Origin of the sequence: Agromyces badenianii (genome assembly GCF_003070885.1) — a bacterium.
Classification (GTDB): Bacteria; Actinomycetota; Actinomycetes; order Actinomycetales; family Microbacteriaceae; genus Agromyces; species Agromyces badenianii.
Map to the genome: position 1 here is coordinate 2,164,649 of NZ_CP028913.1, position 23,391 is coordinate 2,188,039.

General features: G+C 68.7%; 19 protein-coding genes and 2 tRNA genes. 5 read left to right on the plus strand and 16 right to left on the minus strand.

Going from position 1 to position 23,391, the window contains the following annotated elements:
- Positions 1-178: 178 nt before the first annotated feature.
- From DCE93_RS10260 to topA, 5 genes are all read right to left on the minus strand, one after another.
- Positions 179-254, minus strand: a tRNA-Thr gene (locus DCE93_RS10260).
- A gap of 80 nt (positions 255-334) precedes the next feature.
- On the minus strand, positions 335-1,891 hold the full coding sequence (locus DCE93_RS10265) for an alpha/beta hydrolase (protein WP_108595804.1): 1,557 nt from the start codon (positions 1,889-1,891) through the stop codon (positions 335-337).
- A complete protein-coding gene (locus DCE93_RS10270; RefSeq protein WP_108595805.1) occupies positions 1,888-3,075 on the minus strand; it encodes a DNA polymerase III subunit delta' in 1,188 nt (395 codons plus the stop codon). The genes DCE93_RS10265 and DCE93_RS10270 overlap by 4 nt, the downstream gene beginning before the upstream one ends.
- 43 nt (positions 3,076-3,118) lie before the next feature.
- A complete protein-coding gene (tmk, locus tag DCE93_RS10275; protein ID WP_108595806.1) occupies positions 3,119-3,739 on the minus strand; it encodes a dTMP kinase in 621 nt (206 codons plus the stop codon).
- Positions 3,736-6,534: a type I DNA topoisomerase gene (gene topA, locus DCE93_RS10280; protein WP_108595807.1), complete on the minus strand. Its 2,799-nt coding sequence runs from the start codon at positions 6,532-6,534 to the stop codon at positions 3,736-3,738. The genes tmk and topA overlap by 4 nt, the downstream gene beginning before the upstream one ends.
- 211 nt (positions 6,535-6,745) lie before the next feature.
- On the opposite strand from topA, the gene DCE93_RS10285 reads away from it, so the two are divergent.
- Entirely contained in the window at positions 6,746-6,982 is a 237-nt protein-coding gene (locus DCE93_RS10285; protein ID WP_108595808.1) for a hypothetical protein, read from the plus strand.
- Positions 6,983-7,039: 57 nt separating this feature from the next.
- Here DCE93_RS10285 and DCE93_RS10290 read toward each other — a convergent pair whose 3' ends face one another.
- From DCE93_RS10290 to DCE93_RS10310, 5 genes are all read right to left on the minus strand, one after another.
- Positions 7,040-7,429 carry an Rv3654c family TadE-like protein gene (locus DCE93_RS10290; RefSeq protein ID WP_244284145.1) on the minus strand — a complete coding sequence of 130 codons (390 nt, stop codon included), beginning with the start codon at positions 7,427-7,429 and terminating at the stop codon, positions 7,040-7,042.
- Positions 7,426-7,734: a TadE family type IV pilus minor pilin gene (locus tag DCE93_RS10295; protein WP_235825117.1), complete on the minus strand. Its 309-nt coding sequence runs from the start codon at positions 7,732-7,734 to the stop codon at positions 7,426-7,428. Before DCE93_RS10295 ends, DCE93_RS10290 begins: the two co-directional genes overlap by 4 nt.
- 16 nt (positions 7,735-7,750) lie before the next feature.
- On the minus strand, positions 7,751-7,936 hold the full coding sequence (locus DCE93_RS10300; RefSeq protein ID WP_108596709.1) for a DUF4244 domain-containing protein: 186 nt from the start codon (positions 7,934-7,936) through the stop codon (positions 7,751-7,753).
- A 112-nt stretch (positions 7,937-8,048) separates the two neighbouring features.
- Positions 8,049-9,035 (minus strand): type II secretion system F family protein, encoded by a 987-nt coding sequence (locus DCE93_RS10305; RefSeq protein ID WP_168186203.1) that lies wholly within the window; start codon positions 9,033-9,035, stop codon positions 8,049-8,051.
- 71 nt (positions 9,036-9,106) lie between these two features.
- Positions 9,107-10,243 carry a TadA family conjugal transfer-associated ATPase gene (locus DCE93_RS10310; RefSeq protein ID WP_108595812.1) on the minus strand — a complete coding sequence of 379 codons (1,137 nt, stop codon included), beginning with the start codon at positions 10,241-10,243 and terminating at the stop codon, positions 9,107-9,109.
- A 467-nt stretch (positions 10,244-10,710) separates the two neighbouring features.
- Here DCE93_RS10310 and acs point away from each other — a divergent pair, with 467 nt between their 5' ends.
- Complete coding sequence (acs, locus tag DCE93_RS10315; RefSeq protein ID WP_108595813.1) at positions 10,711-12,663, plus strand: acetate--CoA ligase; 1,953 nt, start codon at positions 10,711-10,713, stop codon at positions 12,661-12,663.
- Between the two features lie 87 nt (positions 12,664-12,750).
- On the opposite strand, the gene DCE93_RS10320 is transcribed toward acs, so the two are convergent.
- Positions 12,751-13,221: a RidA family protein gene (locus DCE93_RS10320; RefSeq protein WP_108595814.1), complete on the minus strand. Its 471-nt coding sequence runs from the start codon at positions 13,219-13,221 to the stop codon at positions 12,751-12,753.
- Positions 13,221-13,448: a Sp36 family protein gene (locus DCE93_RS10325; protein WP_056010205.1), complete on the minus strand. Its 228-nt coding sequence runs from the start codon at positions 13,446-13,448 to the stop codon at positions 13,221-13,223. The genes DCE93_RS10320 and DCE93_RS10325 overlap by 1 nt, the downstream gene beginning before the upstream one ends.
- 185 nt (positions 13,449-13,633) lie before the next feature.
- Here DCE93_RS10325 and DCE93_RS10330 point away from each other — a divergent pair, with 185 nt between their 5' ends.
- From DCE93_RS10330 to DCE93_RS10340, 3 genes are all read left to right on the plus strand, one after another.
- Entirely contained in the window at positions 13,634-16,261 is a 2,628-nt protein-coding gene (locus DCE93_RS10330; RefSeq protein ID WP_244284146.1) for a transglycosylase domain-containing protein, read from the plus strand.
- A gap of 15 nt (positions 16,262-16,276) precedes the next feature.
- The gene (locus DCE93_RS10335) at positions 16,277-17,251 is read left to right on the plus strand and encodes a metallophosphoesterase (protein WP_108596710.1); all 975 of its coding nucleotides are present in this window, start codon (positions 16,277-16,279) and stop codon (positions 17,249-17,251) included.
- Between the two features lie 104 nt (positions 17,252-17,355).
- Positions 17,356-17,429 (plus strand) — tRNA-Pro (locus tag DCE93_RS10340).
- Positions 17,430-17,608: 179 nt separating this feature from the next.
- On the opposite strand, the gene DCE93_RS10345 is transcribed toward DCE93_RS10340, so the two are convergent.
- The 4 genes from DCE93_RS10345 to DCE93_RS10360 form a co-directional block, all read right to left on the minus strand.
- Positions 17,609-18,916 carry a UDP-glucose dehydrogenase family protein gene (locus DCE93_RS10345; RefSeq protein ID WP_108595816.1) on the minus strand — a complete coding sequence of 436 codons (1,308 nt, stop codon included), beginning with the start codon at positions 18,914-18,916 and terminating at the stop codon, positions 17,609-17,611.
- A gap of 74 nt (positions 18,917-18,990) precedes the next feature.
- On the minus strand, positions 18,991-20,685 hold the full coding sequence (locus DCE93_RS10350; protein ID WP_108595817.1) for a DUF4012 domain-containing protein: 1,695 nt from the start codon (positions 20,683-20,685) through the stop codon (positions 18,991-18,993).
- A 76-nt stretch (positions 20,686-20,761) separates the two neighbouring features.
- Positions 20,762-21,409, minus strand: coding sequence for a cell wall protein (locus DCE93_RS10355; protein WP_244284147.1), 648 nt, complete (start codon positions 21,407-21,409; stop codon positions 20,762-20,764).
- 164 nt (positions 21,410-21,573) lie between these two features.
- Positions 21,574-23,373, minus strand: coding sequence for a DUF4012 domain-containing protein (locus tag DCE93_RS10360; RefSeq protein ID WP_108595818.1), 1,800 nt, complete (start codon positions 23,371-23,373; stop codon positions 21,574-21,576).
- Between the last annotated feature and the right edge of the window lie 18 nt (positions 23,374-23,391).

The following is a 23,391-nucleotide window of genomic DNA, read 5'->3' on the forward strand; positions in this document are numbered from 1 at the left end:
AGCCTATTGCTCGATCACGATGCCTCGGTCGCTCGCGGTCACACCGTCCCCTGTTCTGGGAACTGCGGCAGCCTCGCCGTCGGGCTAGCGTGACGATGTCGCGCGACGTTTCTCCAGCGCGAAACACGAACGGCCCGGAGAACCCGGGCCGTTCGTGTGTGCTGGCAACCAGCAGACGTGGAGCCGCCTGTGGGAATCGAACCCACGACCTTCTCATTACGAGTGAGACGCTCTGCCGACTGAGCTAAGGCGGCGTGGCATCCGGCGCAATCGAGGCGCACCGGCTGGCACGAGACTCAATATTAGCGGGTTTCGCGAGCGCTGATGACCACCCTCAGCACTTGGGGTCGCTCGCGGGCACGGTGCCGTCGATGAGGTACGACTCGACGATGTCGTTCACGCACGGGTTCGACTTGTTGTACGCCGTGTGCCCCTCGCCCTCGTAGGTGACGAGCACACCGCTGTCGAGCTGCTCGGCGAGGGCCACGGCCCACTCGTACGGAGTGGCGGGGTCGCCCGTCGTGCCGATGACCAGGATCGGCGCGGCGCCTTCGGCGTGGATCTCGGCTCGCTCGGCTTCGCCCTGATACGGCCAGTTGGCGCACGCGAGGTCGCCGTACCCGAAGTAGGGTCCGATGATCGGGGCGGCCTCGGCCATGGCAGCGGCCTTCTCGCGCATCACCGCGACGTCGGACTGGTATGTGTAGTCGAGGCAGTTGACCGCACTGAAGGCCTCGGCCGAGTTGTCGAGATAGGTGCCGTCTTCATTTCGGCCGTTGTAGCCGTCGGCGAAGGAGAGGGCCGCGTCGGCATCGCCGAACATGACCGCCTCGAACATGTCGTTGAGGTAAGGCCACGAGTCAGCGCTGTACAGCGGGTAGATGATCGCCGTGACGAGCGTGTCAGCGCCCACGAGACGTCCATCGGTGCCGCGCAACGGGCTCTGGTCGACGGATGCCAGGAGCCGGCCGATCTCGTCGGCGGCCTCGTCGACCGTGCCGTCGAACGGGCAGTCGCTGCCCGAGAGGCAGGACTCGAGGTACGCCCTCAGCGCCCTCTCGAACCCCGCAGCCTGGGCCGTCGACACCTCGGATTCGCTGGCCCCGGGATCGATGGCCCCGTCGAGCACGAGCCGGCCCACCTTGTCGGGGTAGAGCCCGGCGTACGTGGCACCGAGGAACGTGCCGTACGAGTACCCGAGGTAGTTGAGCTGCGCGTCGCCGAGGATCGCGCGCAGCATGTCGAGGTCGCGCGCCGCGCTGACGGTGTCGACGTTGCCGAGCAGTTCGCCGGTCTCTTCGCCGCACGCCGCACCGAAGTCGCGCTCGATGGCCTCGGCGGCTGCGACCCACTCGTCACTGCCGCGCTCCCCCGGGATGATGCCGTAGAGGTACTCGTCCATCTCGGGCGCGTCGTAACAGGCCACCCCCGCCGACCGGCCGACGCCGCGAGGGTCGAAGCCGACGACGTCGAACCTCTGCTGCAGCGGCTCGCCGACTGCGAAGTCGAGGGAGTCCATCACCAGGTCGTAGCCCGATCCACCGGGCCCGCCGGGGTTCACGAGCAGCGAGCCGATCTTGTCGCCGGTGGCCACGTGGCGCGCGAGTGCGAGTTCGGTCTCACCGGCCGCAGGGTCGCTCCAGTCGAGCGGCGCCTTCGCGGTGGCGCATCCCATGCCCTCGCCGCAGCGCTCCCACTTCAGCACCTGCGTGTAGAAGGGCTCGAGCTCGGCATCGACCTCTTCACCGGTCGGCGTCGAGACCGGCTGCTGCGGGTTCAGGAACGAGGGCACGCAGCCGCTGAGCGCGAGCAGAGCAGCGAAGGCCCCGACGATCGCGACGGCATGTGCTCCACGCGGCATACGTCGTCGTGCGGTGGTCGTGTCGTTCATGCGGCCCCTCGTTCGGTGGTCGGTCGTCGAATGGCGGAGACGAGCATCGCCTCGAGCGCGAGCGCCGGCTGCACGTTGCCGTCGATGCGGGTGCGCGCCTGTTGGATCGCGTCGAGCGTCGCGAGCGTTCGGGCCGGCGAAGCGGATGCCGCGGCGCGCTGCATGCCCGCTTCGAGCTCGCGGTTCACGAGCGGCACGTCGGCGGCGAGCTGGATGAGCAGGATGTCGCGGTAGAGCGAGGCGAGATCGACGAGGATGCGGTCGATGCCGTCGCGGAGGCTGCGGGTGGCTCGGCGCTTCTGGTCGTCTTCGAGGGCTTTGAGTTGAGGTCGCAACGCGTTGGGCACGGCCTGGCCCGGAGCCACGCCGAGCGAGTGCAGGGCGTGCGCCCGCTCTTCGGCGTCTCGCAGTTCGCCGATCGCCTTCGCGTCTTCACCGGCGATCTCGATGAACCGGGCAGCGGTAGCCACGGCTCCGGAGGTCGACCGCACCGCGAGCGCGAGTTCGAGGGTCTCCGAGCGGCGACGCCGGGCCTCTTCGTTGGTCGCGAGCCGGTGGGCCATGCCGATGTGGCTCTGCGCCTCGCGGGCGGCGCGTTCGGCGAGCACGGGATCGACGCCGTCTCGGCGCTCGAGGAGGGCCGCGACATCCGCGACGCTCGGGACTTGGAGCCGGACGGAACGCACGCGCGAGCGGATCGTGGGGATGAGGTCGGCCTCGCTCGGCGCGCAGAGGATCCACACGGTCCGCTCGGGCGGCTCCTCGAGCTCTTTGAGGAGGAAGTTCGAGGTCTGCTCGGTCATGCGGTCGGCGTCTTCGACGATGATGACCCGGTGCCGGCCGATCGACGGGGCGTAGTGCGAGCGGCGCACGATGTCGCGCACGTCGTCGCGCTTGATGATCACGCCTTCGGTGGCGAGCACGTGCAGGTCGGGGTGACTGCGCGCCTCGACCTGGGCCCGCGTGCGCTCGTCGCCGTCGGGAGCACCCGAGATGAGTGCCGTCGCGAACGCGTAGGCGAGGTTCGACCGACCCGACCCGGGAGGGCCGGTGACGAGCCAGGAGTGGGTCATCTGCTGACCACCCGAGCCGGCCGCAGGCGCCGCACCACCGGCGGATTCCGCCGCGGCGCGGAACAGGGCGATCGCGGCATCCTGCCCGGTCAGCTCACTCCACACGCTCACGGTGCAACGCTACCGGCAGCGACTGACGACGCGAGCTGCGTGTTCAGAGGAGACCGGCCACACGGTCGCGGATCGCCCCGGCGATCTCGTCGACCGGCCGCGAGGCGTCGACGACGAGGAAACGGTCGGGCTCGGCAGCTGCGAGTTCGAGATACGCGCCGCGCACCCGCTCGTGGAACTCGGACGCCTCGGCTTCGAGCCGGTCGTACCGCGTGCGTGCATCGTCGAGCCGGGCGCGCGCCGAACGGGCGTCGAGGTCGAGCAGGATCGTCAGGTCGGGCCGGAGGCCTTCGGTCGCCCACTCGGACAGCCCGCGCACGGCCGTCGGGTCGAGCACCCGCCCCGCTCCCTGGTACGCGACCGACGAATCGATGTAGCGATCCTGGATGACGACGTCGCCCCGATCGAGGGCCGGGCGCACGACGGTCGCGACATGATGCGCCCGATCGGCGGCGTACAGCAGCGCCTCGGCGCGCGGGGCGATGTCGCCGCGGTGGTGCAGCACGATCTCGCGCACTTCGACCCCGACGTCGGTGCCGCCCGGTTCACGCGTGCGCACGACCGTTCGTGCGGCTTCCGTCAGCCACGCCCCGAGCAACTCGGCCTGAGTGGTCTTGCCGGATCCGTCTCCGCCCTCGAGGGTGATGAAGAGTCCGCCGCTCACTTCTTGGTCGCCGCCTTCTTCGCGGGTGCCCGCTTGGCCGGAGCCTTCTTCGCACGAGGTGCGGCCGGTCCCTTGTCTCGCTTGATCTGGAGCAGCTCCACGGCACGCTCGAAGGTGATGTCCTCGACGGATTCCGAGCGCGGGATGGTCGCGTTCGTGGTGCCGTCGGTGACGTACGGCCCGAACCGGCCGTCTTTCACCTTGATCGGCTTGCCGCTCACCGGGTCGGCTTCGAACTCCTTGAGCGCACTCGACGCGGTGCGAGCGCCGTACTTCGGCTGCGCGAACAACTCGAGCGCGCCATCGAGTCCGATCTCGAAGATGGCGTCTTCGCTCGGCAGGGTGCGCGTGTCGGTGCCCTTCTTCAGATAGGGACCGTAGCGGCCGTTCTGCGCGGTGATCTCGACGCCCGATTCGGGGTCGACGCCGACGGTGCGCGGCAGGTTCAAGAGGCGCAGCGCGGTCTCGAAGTCGATCTCGCCGACCTGCATGCTCTTGAAGAGCGAGGCGGTGCGCGGCTTCTGGGCTGCGGGCTTCTTCGCCACGCGCTTGGCCTTGGGCTTCGGCGCGTCGATCACCTCGCCGGTGGCCGGGTCGACGGATGCCGCGGCATCCGTCTCGGGCACTGCGGCGGGCTCGGGGTCGATCTCGGTCACGTACGGCCCGAATCGGCCGTCTTTCACGACGACCTCCTTGCCGTTCTCGGGGTTGACGCCGAGCACCCGGGCCTCTTGCACGGGAGCCTCGATGAGCTCTCGGGCCTTCGCCTCGGTGAGTTCGTCGGGTGCGAGGCCCTCGGGCAGGTTGACGCGGCGGGGCGGGGCGTCGGGCGCCGAACCCTCGTCGACCGTCTCGAGGTAGGGGCCGTACTTGCCGATGCGCAGCGTGATGTCGGGCGCGATCTGCACCGAGTTGATCTCGCGGGCATCGATCTCGCCCAGGTTGTCGACCACCTGGCGAAGGCCGCGGTGCTTGTCGGAGCCGAAGTAGAAGCTCGAGAGCCAGTCGACGCGGTCGGCCTCACCGGCGGCGATGTGGTCGAGATCGTCCTCCATCTCGGCGGTGAAGTCGTACTCGACGAGGTCGCCGAAGTGCTCCTCGAGCAGACGCACCACCGAGAAGGCGATCCAGCTCGGCACGAGCGCCTGGCCGCGCTGCGTGACGTAGCCGCGGTCGATGATCGTCGAGATGATCGAGGCGAACGTCGACGGCCGGCCGATGCCGAGCTCTTCGAGTCGCTTCACGAGGCTCGCCTCGGTGTAGCGCGGAGGGGGCGTCGTCTCGTGACCCTTGGCCTCGAGCTCTGCCATGTGCAGCGACTGGCCCTCCTTGAGCGGAGGCAGCTTGGCCTCGCCGGGCGTCTCCTCGGCGTTGCGTTCCTCGTCGCGGCTCTCTTCGTATGCGGCGAGGAAGCCGCGGAAGGTGATCACGGTGCCGCTCGCGGTGAACTCGGCGATCGTGCCGGCGACCGGTGCCGACGCCTCGGCGGGCGCTGCCGCGTCAGCCGCCGTCGGACCGACCTCGATCGTGACCGTGGCCGTCTGGCCCTTCGCATCGGCCATCTGGGAGGCGACCGTGCGCTTCCAGATGAGGTCGTACAGCTTGAACTCACTGCCGCGCAGCACGCTGGCGAGCTCGGCCGGCGTGCGGAAGACCTCGCCCGAGGGGCGGATCGCCTCGTGCGCCTCCTGCGCGTTCTTCGACTTGCCGGCGTAGACGCGGGGCTTGTCGGGGATCGAGTCGGCGCCGTAGAGCGTCGTGGCCTGCGCACGGGCCGCCGTGATCGCCTGCTGCGAGAGCGACGAGGAGTCGGTTCGCATATAGGTGATGTAGCCGTTCTCGTAGAGCGACTGCGCCACCCGCATGGTGTCGCGGGCCGAGAGACGGAGTTTGCGCGCCGACTCCTGCTGGAGCGTCGACGTCGTGAACGGCGCAGCAGGGCGTCGGGAGTACGGCTTCGACTCGACCTTCGAGACGGTGCGCGAGACGGCGTCGGCCGAGAGCGCGGTGACGAGGGCCCCTGCGGTCGCCTCGTCGAGCACGACGGCCTTGCCCTTCAGCGTTCCGGCGTCGTCGAAATCGCGTCCGGTCGCGACGCGGTCACCGCCGAGGCGCACGAGCTTCGCCTCGAACGAGGCCGAGCCGTCGGACGCCTCGGCCGCGAAGCGCCCAGCGAGATCCCAGTAGCCCGCCGCGACGAAGGCGAGACGTTCGCGTTCACGATCGACGACGAGACGCGTGGCGGCCGACTGCACGCGCCCGGCGGACAGACCCGGGCCGACCTTGCGCCAGAGCACCGGCGAGATCTCGTACCCGTAGATGCGGTCGAGGATGCGCCGCGTCTCCTGCGCATCGACGAGTGCCGTGTCGAGCTCGCGGGTGTTGTCCTTCGCCTTCTGGATGGCGTCCTTGGTGATCTCGTGGAAGACCATGCGGCGAACCGGAACCTTGGGCTTCAATTCCTGCAGCAGGTGCCACGCGATGGCCTCGCCCTCGCGGTCTTCATCGGTCGCGAGCAAGAGCTCGTCTGCGCCCTTCAATGCGCGCTTCAACTCGGCGACGGTCTTCTTCTTCGAGTCGGACACCACGTAGTACGGCTCGAACCCGTTGTCGACATCGACCGAGAACTTGCCGAGCGGGCCCTTCTTCAACTCAGCGGGCAGGTTCTTCGGCTCGATGAGGTCGCGGATGTGCCCGACCGACGAGAGCACCTCGTAGCCGTCGCCCAGGTACTGGGCGATCGACTTCATCTTGGTCGGCGACTCGACGATGACCAGCTTTTTCGCGCCTGACACCGGACTCCTCTTTGTTGACGATTACGAACGAGAAACGCACATTCAATGCCGCGCCCCCGAGCGGTGTGCCATCAGCCGGCGAATGGTGCGCCGACAGCCACACCATACACACACTGGCCGAGAGGACACGTACTCGACGACACACGCACGGCCCGGGCGCTCCTCGGCGCGACCCCTTGCGGTTCGCACGCCGCTGAGGAGAATTGGCCACATGGACACCTCAACGACGGGCTCGTACACGGCGAAGCTGATCGACGGACCGCTCGAGGGCAAGACGGTGGCCACCGCCTTCCTCGAGTCGGGTGACCCGCAGCCGCGGATCGAGCTCAAGACCGATCACGGCAAGCGCTACGTGTACTCGCGCGGGGCGGGGCTGGAGTTCGCGTCGTCCGACGACGATCGCCCCAGCGCCGTCGACTATCGCTTCGTGGAGACCGTCTTCGACTGAGTCGGGCCTCGGGTCACGACCGGCGGCGCTCAGCTCGGCCGCTCCGTCACCTCTCGATCAGCCCGACCGCCCAGGTGGTCCGGCGCGCGCCGAGGCGACGAGTTCAAATCCCGGCAGCGCGGCGATCCCGACACTGACGGATGCCACGGCGCCGGCGAGCTCGCACGATCCGAGTCGTGCCCCGTTGCGGATCGCGATGGCGGCCGCGAGCTGACAGGGTACGCCCGCGACCGCTCCCGAGATCGCGTCCGCCGCGGCGAGCGCGGCGGCGTCGGCGGCGTTGGCCGCTCGTTGCGAGATGACGAAGACGCCGAGCAGCGTCACGAACGCCAGCGTGAGCGCGGTCACCGCGCCGATGATCCCGAGGGCGACGACGGATGCCGCACCCGCCTCGGCTCGGGATCTCGCCGCCGCGGTCGACCTCGCCGGGAAGGGGCCGCCCATCATCGGCCCCCCGTCACCGCGCACGATTCGGCGCGCAACTCGATCACGGCGAGCACGCCCGCACCCGAGGCAGTGAGGGTCGCGCACACGAACTGCCCGTCGTTCGCCGCCGAGAGCTCAGCACCGCCGGCGACCCGGTCGGCGATCGCCCCGGCCTCGCCTGCGGATTCACCGCGCCCGAGCGCCCGCGCGGCATCGGCCGCGGCATCCGTCAACCGCACCTGCTGGGCGACGAGCTGCACCGAGGCGAGGCACGCGGCGAGCACGAGCGCGATGGCGGGCAGCGCGACCGCGAACTCCGCGGTCACGCCGCCGCGCTCGCGGTCAGCCGACCGTGAGCGCATTCCGCACGAGATCGGTGAGGATGCCGCGCACCTCGTCACCGCGGAGGATGATGACGAGGAGCCCGGCGAAGCCGACCGCGGCCATCGTGGCCACGGCGTACTCGGCCGTGGCTGCTCCGCGTTCACCGGCGAGCCGCTCGGCGAAGCGCCGGGCGACTCGTTGCATGCGACCGCGATGCGTGCGCGCCCGGCGGTCCTCGGAGCTGGAGTGTTCGTGCATGGTGTTCCTTTCTGTGGTGCCGGCGGGCCGGCGATCGGGTGGCACGAGTCGAGCCGGGTCACGTGGCGCCGCCGAGGGTGCCCGTGACGACCGAGATCATGAGCGGTGCGACGCCGAGCAGCACGAAGGCCGGGAGCACGCAGAGTCCGAGCGGCAGCATGAGGCGCACGCCGAGCGCCGCCGCACGCTCGGCTCCGGCGGAGCGGGCCGCGCGACGCAATCTGAAGGCCTCGGCCCGAAGGAGTTCGGCGACCGGTGCACCGGCGCGAGCCGCGAGCCCGACCACTTCCTCGACCTCGAGGCCATCGCCGGCGTGCGGCACATGCTGCTCGATCGAACGGCGAGCGAGGCCTCGCGCCAGATCGATCGAGACGCCGCTCGACATCGCGATCGCGAGCAGTTCGAGCTCGAGGCCGGCGTCGGCGCGCGACCGACCCGCTCGCGCGGCGAGCGCCGCGTTCCACCGATGGCCCGCCCACAGGCAGACGAGGCCGAGCGCGAGGCAGACGAGCCCGATGGGGTTGCCGAACAAGACGCCGAGTGTGTCGAATCCGAGGGTCGCCCCGAACAGCACGGCGATCGCCGGCAGTGCCATGACGAGCCGGGCGCTCGCCGCGGGCCCGGCGAGCGCGGCGCGCACCTCCCGGCGCAGTTGCGCCTCGTCGCGGAGCACCGCGGCGAGGTCGCGGAGGCTCGCGGCCAGCGGAGCGCCCGACTCCGCGGCCACTGCCCACGCCGCCGCGAGCACCTGCCAGGCAGCGGATGCGTCGGGGTGCACGCGCTGCGCCGCGGAGATCGCCGGCGCCACCGGCTCGCCGTTCCGCGCCGCCGAGGCGGCTTGGGCGAGCACCTCTCTGTCTGCGGTGGACGCGGAGTCGGCGCCGACGTGGCTCCACGCGCTCGTCGCGGATACGCCGGCCGCGAGCAGCACGGCCAGCCGCTCGGTCAATGCGGCGATCACGTCGACCTCGACAGCCGGGTCGGGGCGACGTCGCAGTGCGGCGAGCCGCTCCAATGAACCCGCCCAGCGGGCGGGTGGAGTCATGCTCTGCTCGAGCGGCTTGGCCGGCGGGCGGCGAGGTGCGGACGGGCCCCTTCTGCGCGGCATCCGCTCGCTCATATCTCTTCGACCACGAGGCGGTCGTCGCGTTGTTCGAACCGCCCCATCTGCGCGAGTCGGCGCCGGCCGTCGACCCGCTCGAGATGCAGTACGAGGTCGAACGCGCTCACCGTCTGCCTGGCGAGCGCATCGGGCGAGAGACCGGCGATCGACCCGAGCGCCTCGAGCCGTGCGGGCACGTCGGCGAGTGAATTGGCGTGCAGGGTGCCGGCGCCGCCGTCATGGCCGGTGTTGAGAGCGGCGAGGAGTTCGCGGAGCTCGGCGCCGCGGCACTCGCCGACGACGAGCCGATCGGGTCGCATGCGCAGCGCCTCGCGAAGCAGCGCATCGAGACCGACCCGCCCGGTGCCCTCGAGATTGGCCTGCCTCGCCTCGAGCGAGACGACGTGCGGATGCTCGACCTGGAGTTCGGCGACGTCTTCGATGATCACGATGCGCTCTCGATCGGGCGCTTCGGCGAGGAGCGCCGCCAGCAGCGTCGTCTTGCCGGTGCCGCCCGCCCCCGTCACGAGAAGGTTCTTGCGCGATGACACGGCTTCGCGCAGCGCCGCTTCATGCGATGCCGCGACCATGCCGGCCCGGGACAGTGCCGCGAGCGAGAATCCGCCGGCGCGAGGCACCCGTACCGAGATCGTCGTGCCCGACGCCGACACCGGTGGAAGCACCGCGTGCACCCGGATGCCCTTGCCCAGCCGCACGTCGACGGCCGGCGTCGCCTCATCGATGTGCCGACCACCGCGGGCGATGAGCCGCACGGCGAGCGCGCGCACCTCGGCCTCGGCGGCCACCCAACTTGGTTCGTGCTCGGCTCCGCCCCCGCGATCGATCCAGAGGCCCCGCTCTCCGTTGACGAAGAGGTCGGTGACCGGTCCGTCGGAAGCGAACGGCTCGAGCGGGCCGAGCATCGAGAGGTCGGCGCCGATACGGTGCGACGGGTCGCGGCGATCGGCGAGTGATCGCTCGCCCCTGCCGGCTTCGATCGCCCCATCGATGCGCTCGGCGCCGGCCGTCACGGCCGACAGCGTCGCCGGCGACGTCGACGCCGCGTCATTCGGCGCGAACGCCCGCTCGGCCGCGGGCGATACGGTCGGTTCGCGCTGCCACGACGGGCTTGCCACGAAGGGAAGAGTCATGCGGCGAGCGTAGGAAACGGCGAAGGCTCACAGGCATCCGCTCGACCGCAGGTACGGAAAGAGCCTCCCCCACGCCGTTGTGGAGGAGGACTCGACCTGCTGGCACCGCGAGTTTCGCGATGCCCGTTAACGAAAGGGGGCGGCACCCATTGGGGGGAACAGGTGCCGCCTCGGCAGCGCAAGGATTGGGGGGAATCACGAGCGCTGCAGGCCTCGAAACGAGTGTTCGGGCGGTAATCAGCATACGGCCTGAGGAGGGATGCGCAAGCATTTTTTGTCCTCATTTGTGCCGACACACAGAAATCTCTGCGCTCGAGCACAGGAACTTGCGCCATTCGTCCGCATTTCCGCTCTGCGACGCTCCACGACGCCCCGATTCCTCACCCACTCCATGCGACGGGTAGTGTGCTGCTTGGGGCAGGCGACCCATCAAGAAGAAGCACTCGCGAAGGAGCGACTGAAGAATCATGACCGTTCAGATCGATCACGCGCTCGAGGAGATCAGGCGATTCCGCCCGAGCCCCGAGTTCGCCGCCCAAGCCGTCGCCGACGCACGCCTCTACGAAGAGGCGGCGGCCGACCGCCTCGGCTTCTGGGCCGAGCAGGCCCGAGACCTCCTCACTTGGAGCACCCCCTTCACCCAGACCCTCGACTGGTCAAACCCGCCGTTCGCCAAGTGGTTCCACGACGGCGAATTGAACGTCGCCTACAACTGCCTCGACCGGCATGTCGAGGCGGGCCTCGGCGACCGGGTCGCCCTGCACTTCGAAGGCGAGCCGGGCGACAGCCGGGCCATCACGTATGCCGAGCTCACCGCAGAGGTCAAGCGCGCGGCGAATGCGCTGCTCGCGCTCGGCGTGGCCGCAGGCGATCGCGTCGCCATCTACCTGCCGATGATCCCCGAGGCCGTCGTCGCGATGCTCGCCTGCGCGCGGATCGGCGCCGTGCACTCCGTCGTGTTCGGCGGGTTCTCGTCGAAGAGCCTCCAGGCCCGCATCGACGACGCCCAGGCCGAGGTCGTCATCACCGCCGACGGCGGCTACCGCAAGGGCCGCGCGTTCCCGCTGAAGCCGACCGTCGACGAGGCCATCGAGGCGGCGGAGACCACGGTGCGTTCGGTGCTCGTCGTGAACCGTACCGGCGAAGATGTGGCATGGACCGAAGGCCGCGACGTGTGGTGGGCCGACCAGCTCGCCGCAGTCGACGCCGAGCACGAGGCGCAGGGCTTCAACGCCGAGCAACCGCTGTTCATCCTCTACACCTCGGGCACCACCGGCAACCCCAAGGGCATCCTGCACACCTCGGGCGGCTACCTCACGCAGGCGGCGTTCACGCACAAGAACGTCTTCGACCTGCACCCCGAGCGCGACGTCTACTGGTGCACCGCAGACGTCGGCTGGATCACCGGCCACTCGTACGTCGTCTACGGGCCCCTCGCGAACGGCGCGACCCAGGTGCTCTACGAGGGCACGCCCGACACGCCGCACCCCGGCCGCTGGTGGGAGATCATCGAGAAGTACCAGGTCTCGATCCTCTACACCGCGCCCACGGCGATCCGCTCCTTCATGAAGCAGGGCCGCGACGTCGTGCACGGCTTCAACGTGCGATCGCTCCGCCTCCTCGGGTCGGTCGGCGAGCCCATCAACCCCGAAGCCTGGATCTGGTACCGGCACGTCATCGGCGGTGGCTCCATCCCCGTGGTGGACACGTGGTGGCAGACCGAGACCGGCGCGATCATGATCTCGGCGTTGCCCGGAATCACCGACCTGAAGCCGGGCTCGGCCCAGGTCGCGATCCCCGGCATCTCCATCGACATCGTCGACGACGACGGCACCCCGATCGAGGGCGAGGGCGGCGGCCTGCTCACGATCACCGAGCCGTGGCCGTCAATGCTGCGCGGTATCTGGGGCGACCCCGAGCGCTTCAAAGAGACGTACTGGGAGAAGTTCGGCGACAGGTATTTCGCCGGCGACGGCGCCCGCCGCGACGAAGACGGCGACATCTGGCTGCTCGGCCGCGTCGACGACGTCATGAACGTGTCGGGCCACCGCCTGTCGACCGCGGAGATCGAATCGTCGCTCGTCGCCCACCCCTGGACGGCCGAGGCCGCCGTGGTCGGCGCCTCCGACGAGACCACCGGTCAGGCGGTCGTCGCGTTCGTGATCCTGAAGACCAGCCAGGCCGATCAGGTCACCGACGTGGTGGCGGCGAGCGACGAACTGCGCAGGCACGTCGCGCTGCAGATCGGTGCGATCGCCCGCCCCCGCCAGGTCTTCATCGTCAACGAGCTGCCGAAGACGCGCTCGGGCAAGATCATGCGCCGACTCCTCCGCGACCTCGCCGAGGGCCGCGAGATCGGCGACACGACGACACTCGCCGACACCTCGATCATGCAGATCATCAGCGAACAGGTGAAGTAGGGCCCGTCGCCCACCCCACGAACGACGGATGCCGCGCCGGGATCGCTCCCGACGCGGCATCCGTCGTTCGTGCCTGCGCTCGCCCGGTTACTCGAACTCGACCACGAGCTCGATCTCGACCGGCGAGTCGAGCGGAAGCACTGCGACGCCGACCGCCGAGCGAGCGTGCCGGCCGGCCTCGCCGAAGATCTCGCCGAGCACTTCGGACGCTCCATTGATGACGCCCGGTTGCCCGGTGAATGCGGGATCGGATGCGACGAACCCGACGAGCTTCACGATGCGGGTGACCCGGTCGAGCGAACCGAGTTCGGCCCGAACCGCCGCGAGCGCGTTGAGCGCCGCGGTGCGCGCGTACGCCTCGGCGTCGCCGGCGGGAACGAGCCCGTGGGCGTCGCCGACCTTGCCCGTGGCGGGCAGCGCACCGGCCGTGAAGGGCAACTGGCCCGAGGTGTAGACGTGGGCTCCCGTGACGACGGCGGGCACGTACACGGCGACGGGCGGCGCGACCTCGGGAAGCTCGATGCCGAGCTCGGCCAGACGGGCCTCGACGGCGGCCATCAGGCCTCGCCCTCGAACTGCTTGGCCGCTTGCGCGGCGGCAGCGGCGCCGGCGGATGCCGCGGCAGACGACTCCCCGCCGGTCGGGCGCTTCAGGTAGGCGACGAGGCCGCCCTCCGGCCCCTGCACGATCTGCACGAGCTCCCACCCCTCGGAGCCCCAGTTGTTCAGGATCGCCGCAGTGTTGTGGATGAGCAGCGGAGTGGTGATGTACTCCCAGGTCGTCATGGTTCCTCTGTCTCTCGGTTTGCTTCGTGGCTGTGGCGTCGTTCGCGTGGATCGGCGATGTCGAACGGAGGGCGGGAATCGCGCGGATCGGCGCGCCTCCTTCGCGAAACGGCACACAGCCTGCATAGCGCGATTTGTCAGCCTTCTCCGTTAAGCTCCACTATATGTCTGCCCAAAAACGTACGATGAGCGACGTCGGCGCCGGAATCCTCGGTTTCGTCGGCATGAGCGCTCTCGCCGGCGTGCTCGTCACGGCCGCCGTGACTCCGGCCCTCGCCGTCACCGGCATGGCCGCGAACAACAGCATCTCGATGTTCGAGAACCTGCCCGGGTACCTGCAGATCGGCGACCTGTCGCAGAAGTCGAACATCTACGCGACGCAGTCGGATGGTTCACGGCTATTGCTCGCGTCGTTCTTCGACGACAACCGCGAAGAGGTCGCCTGGGACCAGATCAGCCAGTACGCGAAAGATGCGGCCGTCGCAGGTGAAGACCCGCGGTTCTATGAGCACGGCGGAGTCGACATCCAGGGCACGATCCGCGGCGCCCTCAAGACGGTCACGGGCGGCGACACCCAGGGCGGTTCCTCGATCACGCAGCAGTACGTGAAGAACGTGCTGATCAACAACAACACGAAGAAGGCCACGAACCAAGAGGAGTTCGAAAAGGCCTACGACGAAGCGACCGAGGTCAGCATCGACCGGAAGCTCAAGGAGATCCGCTACGCGATCGCGCTCGAGAAGGAGTCACCGAAAGACGACATCCTTCGCGGGTACCTGAACATCGCGGCGTTCGGCGGACGGGTCTACGGCATCGAGGCCGCCGCCCAGTACTACTTCACGAAGTCGGCTGCGACCCTCTCGCTCCCAGAGGCCGCGAGCCTCATCGCGATCGTGAACTTCCCCGAGCGGTTGCGTCTCGACCAGCCCGAAGACGAGGAGAACGGCGCGGCGACCGTCGTCGACGGCCAGCCTGTGCCGTACGCGGCGAACAAGGAGCGTCGCGACTACATCCTCGACAAGATGCTCGAGTACAAGAAGATCACGGCCGAGGACCACGCTGCCGCCATCGCGACCCCCGTGGCGCCGGTGATCGCCGCCCCGAGCACCGGTTGCCAGTCGGCCGGTGGTTCGGCGTTCTTCTGCGACTACGTCACCTGGGTCATCAAGAACAACTTCGACAACCCTGAGACGCCCGACGTCAACGAGGGCGTCAGGATGCTGCAGACGGGCGGTCTCGAGATCGACACCACGCTCGATCTCGACATGCAGAACCGCGCCGAGACCGCGATGGCCGAGAATGTTCCGATGACCGACGCGAGATTCGATGTCGGTTCGGTTGCCGTGAGTGTCGAGGTCGGTACCGGCAAGGTCCTGTCCATGGTGCAGAACAAGAGATACTCGCAAGACGAGGAACAGCTCAACTCGAGCGCAGAGTACGAATCGATCAACTACTCGACCGACTACGCGTACGGCGGCTCGAGCGGATTCCAGCCGGGATCGACGTTCAAGGTGTTCACGCTCGGCGAATGGCTCAACGAGGGGCATTCGTTGCGCGAGACCTTCAACGGCAACCGTCGCAACTTCACGTCGTTCCCCGATAGCTGCAACGGCACATGGCGCGGCAACTTCGACCCGAAGAACGACGATTCCCAGGGCGCGAACAACGCGGTCGACGCGACGAAGTACTCGGTGAACACCTCCTTCGTTGCGATGGGCCAGCAGCTCGATCTCTGCAAGATCAAGAACACGGCCCAGGCGTTCGGCGTTCGACGCGCCGATGGGCTCGAGCTGGGTCAGCGTTTCGCGTACGACGACAACGACGAGCCGCTCTACAACGAAGACGGCTCGCGAAAGGTCGACCCGGTCTCGGTCTTCGGGCCGAGCGCCATCCTCGGCACCGAAGAGGTCTCGCCGCTGAGCATGGTGAGCGCCTTCGCGGGCATCGCGAACAATGGGTCGACGTGCACCCCGATCGCGATCACCGCGATCACTCAATCCGACGGCACCCCGATCCCGCCGCCCGCGAGCACGTGCACGCAGTCCGTGCCCTCGAACGTGGCTGCCGGCATGTCCTACGCCATGGCACAGACCTTCAGTGGCACCGCCAGCGCCTCGAACACCGGTAGTGGCGTTCCCCACATCGGGAAGACGGGGACCACCGACGAGAACAAGGACACCTGGATGAACGGTGCGTCGACTCGCGTCGCCACCGCCGTCTGGGTCGGAAGCGTCACAGGCAAGGCCGACCAGCGTCGCCTCGACCGATGGGAGAGCGGCTCCGTTGCAACGGCTCGACACCGCATGTGGAAGTCGATCATGACGCTCGCCGACGAGAAGTACGGCGGCGATGACTTCACCCAACCCGATCAGTCGGCCTTCAAGCAGGTGCTCGTCGACATCCCGCAGGTCGCGGGCCTCTCGCTCGACGCGGCGAAGCAGGCGATCGAAACGGCGGGCTTCGTCTTCGCAGACGGCGGCCAACAGGATTCGAATCTTCCGGCCGGCACAGTGTCCGGCACCGACCCGTCGGGTCAGGCGGGCAAGGGCACCACGATCCGGGTGTTCACGAGCAACGGCTCGATGACCGGAGTCCCGAACGTCGTCGGAATGAACGGCGACCAGGCCGAAGGCGCCCTCAAGCAGGCCGGCTTCAAGGTGCAACGCCAGACTGAGAACACGACCGACCCGACCAAGGTCGGTGTCGTGATCTCGCAGAACCCTGCCGGCGGTGGTTTCGCGAAGCCCGGTGACCAGATCACGATCAGTGTCGGCAAACTCGGCGGCGGGGGCGATGCTCCCGGCGGCGACTAGGCGCCGGTCGTCGTGGTGACGAAGGCACGCACGTCGCCTGCCGCGACGATCTCCCTCGCGATCGCCGCAGCAGGTGCTGCCGCACTCGCCTGGGGCACTCTGGTCGAACGCACCCGGTGGACGCTCAGACGAGTGGAGGTGCCGGTGCTGCCGCCTGGCGCCGAGCCCATCCGCGTGCTTCATCTCTCCGACCTGCACATGGCGCCGTGGCAGCGCGAGAAGCAGGAGTGGGTTCGGAGCCTCGCCGATCTGCAGCCCGACCTCATCGTCGACACCGGCGACAATCTCGGCCACGAGCGCGGCATCGACGGCATCCGCCGGGCGTTCGAACGGTTCCGCGGCGTGCCCGGAGTCTTCGTCAACGGCTCCAACGACTACTTCGGACCGGTTGGGAAGAATCCGTTCCTGTACTTCGCCGGGCCCTCCCGTCTCGGGCCACGCGCGAAGGCCCTCGACATCACCGAGTTGCACGACTACTTCGCCGAACTCGGTTGGCACGACCTCGACAACACCGCCGCCGCGCTCGAACTGCGCGGCACGCACTTCGAGTTCTTCGGCGTCGACGACCCGCACCGCGGCTACGACCGGCTCGACCTCATCACCGTCGCGATCGACGAGTTGCGCGCCGACGATCCGCTCGGCGACGAAACGTGGCCCGACGCGGCATCCACTGCACGACGGCCCACCGTGACCGTCGGCGTCACCCACGCTCCCTACCAGCGAGTGCTGAACTCGTTCGTGAACCACGGAGCGCAGCTCATGCTCGCCGGGCACACCCACGGTGGGCAGGTCTGCCTGCCGGGGTTCGGCGCGCTGGTCACGAACTGCGACATCCCGCGTGATCAGGTCAAGGGACTCAGCGTCTGGCGCCATGGGCTGCGCGCGGCGTTCCTCAATGTATCCGCCGGCCTCGGTACCTCCATCTACGCTCCGGTGCGGTTCGCCTGCCCGCCCGAGGCGACGTTGTTGACGCTGGTCCCCACCGAGTAGCGCTGGTTCGCCGGGCAGGTGGCGCACCTCGCGCGTCTGACCGGCGGGTGGTCTGGCCACCACCATTTATCGGCTATTCTTGTTGAGGCCCGCAAGGGCAGACCCGGGGTGTGGCGCAGCTTGGTAGCGCGCGTCGTTCGGGACGACGAGGTCGCAGGTTCAAATCCTGTCACCCCGACCGGGTGAAGCCCCCTCCTTCGGGAGGGGGCTTTTCGCATTCCGGCACGACGCGGCGCTGAGGGGTCGACGCGGCACGTGAAGACGCAGGAACACTCGTCGACCGCCGACAGCGCCGGCATGAGAAGACTCCGCGTCACGAGCCGTGTGACCGCCTCCACGGTTAGAGGCGCTGCAGCCTCAGGGCCGCCCGATACCGCGATAGTGCCATCCGGCCGCTCGCCAGGCTGCGGGGTCGAGCACATTGCGTCCGTCGATGATGCGCCGCTCCCCGACCAGCCTTCCGACGACTTCGGGATCGAGCGTTCGGTACTCGCCCCATTCGGTCGCGAGGATCACCAGGTCTGCCAGCTGGAGGGCCTCGCGCGTGGTCGGCACATAGGAGAGCTCCGGACGCCTCGATCGGGCGTTCTCGATACCCTCGGGGTCGGTCGCGACGACCTCTGCCCCGAGGGCGTTGAGACTCGTCGCGATATCGAGCGCCGGCGAATCGCGCACGTCATCGGAGTCGGGCTTGAAGGTGACGCCGAGCATGGCGACCTTCTTGCCCGCTGCCGAACCGCCGAGATCACGCACCGCCAGGTCGACCACGCGTCGGCGCTGTCGCATGTTGATCGCGTCGACCTCCGTGAGGAAGGCCAACGTCTGGCCGAGGCCCAGTTCCTCGGCGCGAGCGGTGAACCCACGAATGTCTTTCGGGAGGCACCCTCCACCGAAGCCGACGCCGGCGTTGAGGAAGCGCCGGCCGATGCGAACGTCGTGGCCGATGGCATCTGCGAGCGCCGTGACATCCGCTCCCGTCGCGTCGGCGATCTCGGACATCGCGTTGATGAAGCTGATCTTCGTGGCGAGGAAGGCATTCGCCGCGACCTTCACGAGTTCGGCGGTCGCGTAGTCGGTGATGATGCGCGGGGTGCCGGCCTCGATCGCGGCCCGGTAGACGTGATCGAGCATGGATGCCGCGCGGTCGTCGCCATCGGCGACGCCGTAGACCAGGCGGTCGGGTGCGAGGGTGTCCTTCACCGCGAAGCCTTCACGCAGGAACTCGGGGTTCCAAGCGAGTGCGGCGTGCGGCGCCTCGGCAGCGAGCCGCTCGGCGAGGCGGGCTGCCGTGCCGACAGGAACGGTGCTCTTGCCGACGACGAGTGCACCCTCGGCGAGGATCGGCAGCAGGGCTTCGAACGCCGCGTCGACGAACGAGACATCCGCCGCGCCGGTCTCGCTCGACTGCGGCGTGCCGACTGCGAGGAAGTGCACCTCGGCATCAGCGGCATCCGCGATATCGGGGCTGAACCGAAGCCGACCGCTCGCGGTCGCCGAATTCAGGATCTCAGGCAATCCCGGCTCGTAGAACGGCGGATGAGCCGCCGCGAGCGCCTCGATCTTGCGGCGGTCGACGTCGATGCCGACCACCTCATGACCGAGTTCGGCCATGGCAGAGGCATGCACCGCGCCGAGATAACCGCAACCGATGACCGAAATGCGCATGTCGACCCTTCGTCTCAAGCGAACGCGTTCCATTCTGCCGCACTGGCGGCGGCGTACCGCGATCGGGCGAGCGCTCAGCCCGTCATCAGCGGTGTTGCGAAGGCCACGGGCGTAACCTGGCCGGGTTCGGCCGAGACGAAGCGATAGACGACGGTGGCGGTTGCTCCAGGCGCGAGATCCACGGCGACGTTGTTCGCGATGCGCCCATCGGCGTTGACCGACTGGTATCCGACGGGAGCACCGTCGTAGCTGACGCCGGCGTCGAAGGCACCCGGCGGCGAGTAGACCGTGACGTTCGTCGCGATCACTCCGGGGGGCACCCCGAACATTCCGCCGTTGGTGGTGCGTCGCGGCAGGGAGACTGCGGCGTCGGGCGGCGCAGTGCTCGTCATCGTCACCGTCAGCTCGACCTCGGATCGGCCGTCGTCGCGGGTGTCGGCGACCTCGACAGACGTCGCGACGTCGAGGTAGGCATCCATCTTTCCGCCGGATCGGTCGTTCAAGTAGACGGCGTACGCCTGCTCGCCGAGCGAGGTCTGCGTCGCCTGCATGCCCGCCAATGTCGTGTCGGCGAGCACCGCCTGCTCGTCGTCGTGCGCACTCCAGATCGCGAGTCGGTGCTCGTCGGCGATTCGGGTGACCGCGGCGATGAGCACCGCGGGATCGATCGAGGCCGAGGAGAGGGCGCCGAACACGGCACCTGCCGCCGAAGCGAAGAATGCGTCTTGCGCATGGTCGTCGTCGAGGCGCTCATAGGTGTCGACGAGGAGCGCCCGAACGGCGTCACCCTCGCTGAGCGTGCCGCCGCCTGCCACTGCGACCGGGCCGGTCGCTCCGAGTACGTAGCTGAGTCCCACCGGGTCCACGGCGATGACTCCGTCGACCACGGTGCCGCGGTCCCTCGCCCACATGGCCGCCGCGAGCCTTCCGCTGAGCGAGAAGTCGGGGGTGGCCGTCACATTCTGGATGTAGGTGCCGAGCCGGTTGCCGAACAGCACCGTCTCCGCCTCGGGGAGCGGGAGCACCGGTTCGGACGAATACCCGATGTCTCCGGACGCCGCCTGCTCGATGAGCGTCACTCTGCCGTCCTCCGTGTGCACGAGCGCGAGCGCACCGATGATGCCGCCCCCCGTGCGCAGCTCTGCGCTGTTCTGGAAGAGGATGAGGTAATTGCGTGGCCCGTCGGCGCCGAGCATCTCGGGCAGGATCCGAACGGTGCGATCGAGTGTCGTCATCGCCTCCGATGCCGCGTCGATCGCATCGGCGAACTCGCTCCTCGCGTCGGCGATCGGACCGATGATCGCATCGGCATCGATCGCGTCGATCCGCGCAGAAGCGGCCTCGAGGGCGATGACGGCTTCGCCGACGACCGGCCGGGCTTCGACCAATGGCGCCAGGTCGATGCGCCCGTCGGCCGACCGCAGCGATGTCGTGTCGATGGATCCCGCGATGCCGGCGAGGGGAACGATGACCTGCGACGCGACGCGATCGAGTTCAGTCGACATCTCGCGCACGGCCGCCAGATTGCCGCCGGCCCAGGGCACCACCTCCGCCGCTCGCCAGATGGGATCGCTCGTCAGCTCGGCCGCTTTCGATGCGTGGGCGGCGAGTGACGCCGCGGTGGTCGAAGCCGCCGCGGTGTCGGCCGAGCCGATCTCGCCCTGGATCTGCGACGCGAGGGGTACCACAGCCTTGAGCTCGTTGCTCGCCATCAAGCCGCGCGCTCCGACCCAGACGATCACGCCGACGAGCAGCAGAAGGACCGCCACGCCGATCCAGATCGCGACGCGCCGGCTTCGCCGTCGAACCTGGGCAGGGGCAGGGGCGCTGGCGTCGGCCAACGTCCTACCGCTTCGCGAGCCGACGCGTCAGCAGCAGCACCGCGCCGCCGATGACCACGAGCCCGAGTGCCCCGAAGGCGACCGCGAACGTGGCCTCCGACACTCCGGTGGCGCTGAGCGTCTCGGTGTCGGCTGCCGACACGGCGCCGCTCCCGCGAGGGCTCGTCGCACAGTTCGGTGAGCTGGGCGGGTACGACAGCGGCACCGAGATCGACGGGTTCACCGTGATGGTGGCACTCGTGATGCTTCGGGTCCAGGCGAAGTTGCCGTCGGTCTCGACCCAGACGCCGTCGACGAGATCCCAACCAGGCCAGCCGGCGGGGCTGCCGTCACTGTTGACGGCAGCACCCGGCCAGAGCACACGGCCGGAGAGGGCTCCGTTGACGATGGTGCCGAGCGGGATCGACGTCGAGTTCGAGCCATCGCTCAGCACGAGCGTCGCCGTGTGCCCGGTGGAGACGTTGTCGGGGTCGATCAGGTCGACCGTATAGCCGATGTACGGCACATCGCCGTCGCAGATGCCGGTGACGGCGGACCCGGCCAGCGTGGGGTCTGCAGGCGGGGTGGTCGGCGGGTACTGTTCGGCGTACGCCGCAGTGGGGACGGTGAGGAACGCCGCCACCAGCGCGATTGCAGCAACTTTGCGGAGCACGGGTGCCTCCGAGGGTTCGGGTGAAGATCGGGTAGAAGTCGGGTAACGCTCGGAGTCTACGCGCGCATGAGAAGCCCCGTCTGCGCCCAGTTGAGGGGTCACGGCACGCCATGACGAGACGGTATCCATGGCGATTCCGCTCCTCGCCCTCTCAGAGCCGCGAGTCAGCCGTTACCCAAGAGCGCGCAGTCGAGTGAATCGCTCACCACCTGCGTCGGATTGACGACCGGTGTGACATCGGCGACGAGCGCGACCTCCGCCGGCTCCGTGGCCAGGTAGTCGAAGGTGAGCGTGCGGGTCTGCTGCGGCCCGATCGTCACGGTCTGCTGCGCTACTCCGAACTCCCCGTCGGTACCGGCGCGGACCGCCTCGGCCGGTCCATCGGCAGTCTGCCCCACGAGCCGGTATCCCGGAAGCGCATACGAGAGCACCTCGACGCGCATGCTGCCGATCTTCGTTGCCCGCCCATCACCCGTCACATACGCGGGGAGGTCAGAGACCAGCGCCGGGTCGACCGAATTGCCCAATGTGACACTCAACCGCACACGCCGGTCTCCGGTGCTGCACACGGCTTGGGCCAGGCCGACTCGCTGCGTCATGAAGCGCTGCATCTTGCCCGGGGTCCAGTCGGCGAAATACACGCCGAATCCGTCCGCGTCGGTAACGGAAGTCGGCGGCTCGCCCTCGAGGTGCGATCCTTCGATCAGTGCCTGCTCAGCAGCTCGATCGCTCCACACGAGAACGCGATGTTCGTCGGCGGCGCGTGTGAGCACCGAGATCAGCTCACGCACACCGACCGTGCCGGACAAGAGCCGCGACATCGTGGTCGCGGCGAACGCCTGGTTGATCGCATCGACCTCGTAGGGCTCGAACTGCTGGTACAGGTCTCCGAGGAGCACCGGTACCGCGTTGCTGCTCGTGAGCTGCAGGCCGCCGGGGAGATCGATCGGCCCCGTCGCATCGAGGAAGTAGCTGAGCGCAACCGTATCTATGGCGATGACGGCATCGACCTGCACGCCGTGGGTGCGGTTCCACATCTCCCTCGCGATCTCGGCTGTGAGGGAGAACCGTGGCGTGAGCGTCAAGCTCTGGACGTAGCGGCCGAGCCCGAATGGGAAGACGGCACGCACCTCGGGTGCGATCGGCACGACATCCTGGGTGTACATCGGCATGTCCCTCGCAGACGCCGACGATTGGGCGACGAGCGAAATAGCACCGTTCTCGACGCGCATCTGCGCGAGTGAACCGATCGTGCCCCCGCGAGGCATGACCTCCCCATTGTTCTGGAAGAGGAAGAGGATGTCTCTCGGCCCATCCGCACCGAGCATGCCCGGCAGAGCGGCCACCACGTCTTCTGCAGGCCCGAGCAGTCGTCGTGCTGAGGCCACTGCGTCGTCGATTCGATCGACACCGGCCGCGACATCGGGCACCAGCAGTGATCGGTCGACCGTGCCGAGCATCGCGGTCGCCTCGGAGACGGCTTCGACCGCCCCGGTCACGGTCGCACCGATCGCATCCACTTCGGCAAGGTCGACACGACCGTCGGCAGGCTTCAGCGCGTCGAGGCCGAGGGATGCTGCAGGGACGACGGTCTTCTGCGCGAGCAGGTCGACCGAGCTCGCGGCCATCCGCACCGCATGGAGATTCGGCCCGGCGAACGGCACCCACTCGAGCGACAGCCAGAGTCGCCCGCTCGTCTGCTGCCGTGCCGCCGCGGTGATCTCGCTGAGTTCTGCGGCGGCGCGCGTCGCCCCCTGTGTGTCACCGGCAAGCACTTTCTCCTGCACTTCAACCACGAGGGGAGGTGCCGCCTGGAGCAGATCGCGGGCGTCCAATGCGCGCGGCACGAGCGTGGCGAAGGCGACCCCGATACCCACGATGAACAGTGCGACGATGAGGAGCGGGATCCAGAAGACGGGTCGCCGAACCAGCGCGGTTCGGCGTTCGATTCTGCGGGTTCCCATGATTCGACAACGCTAGTC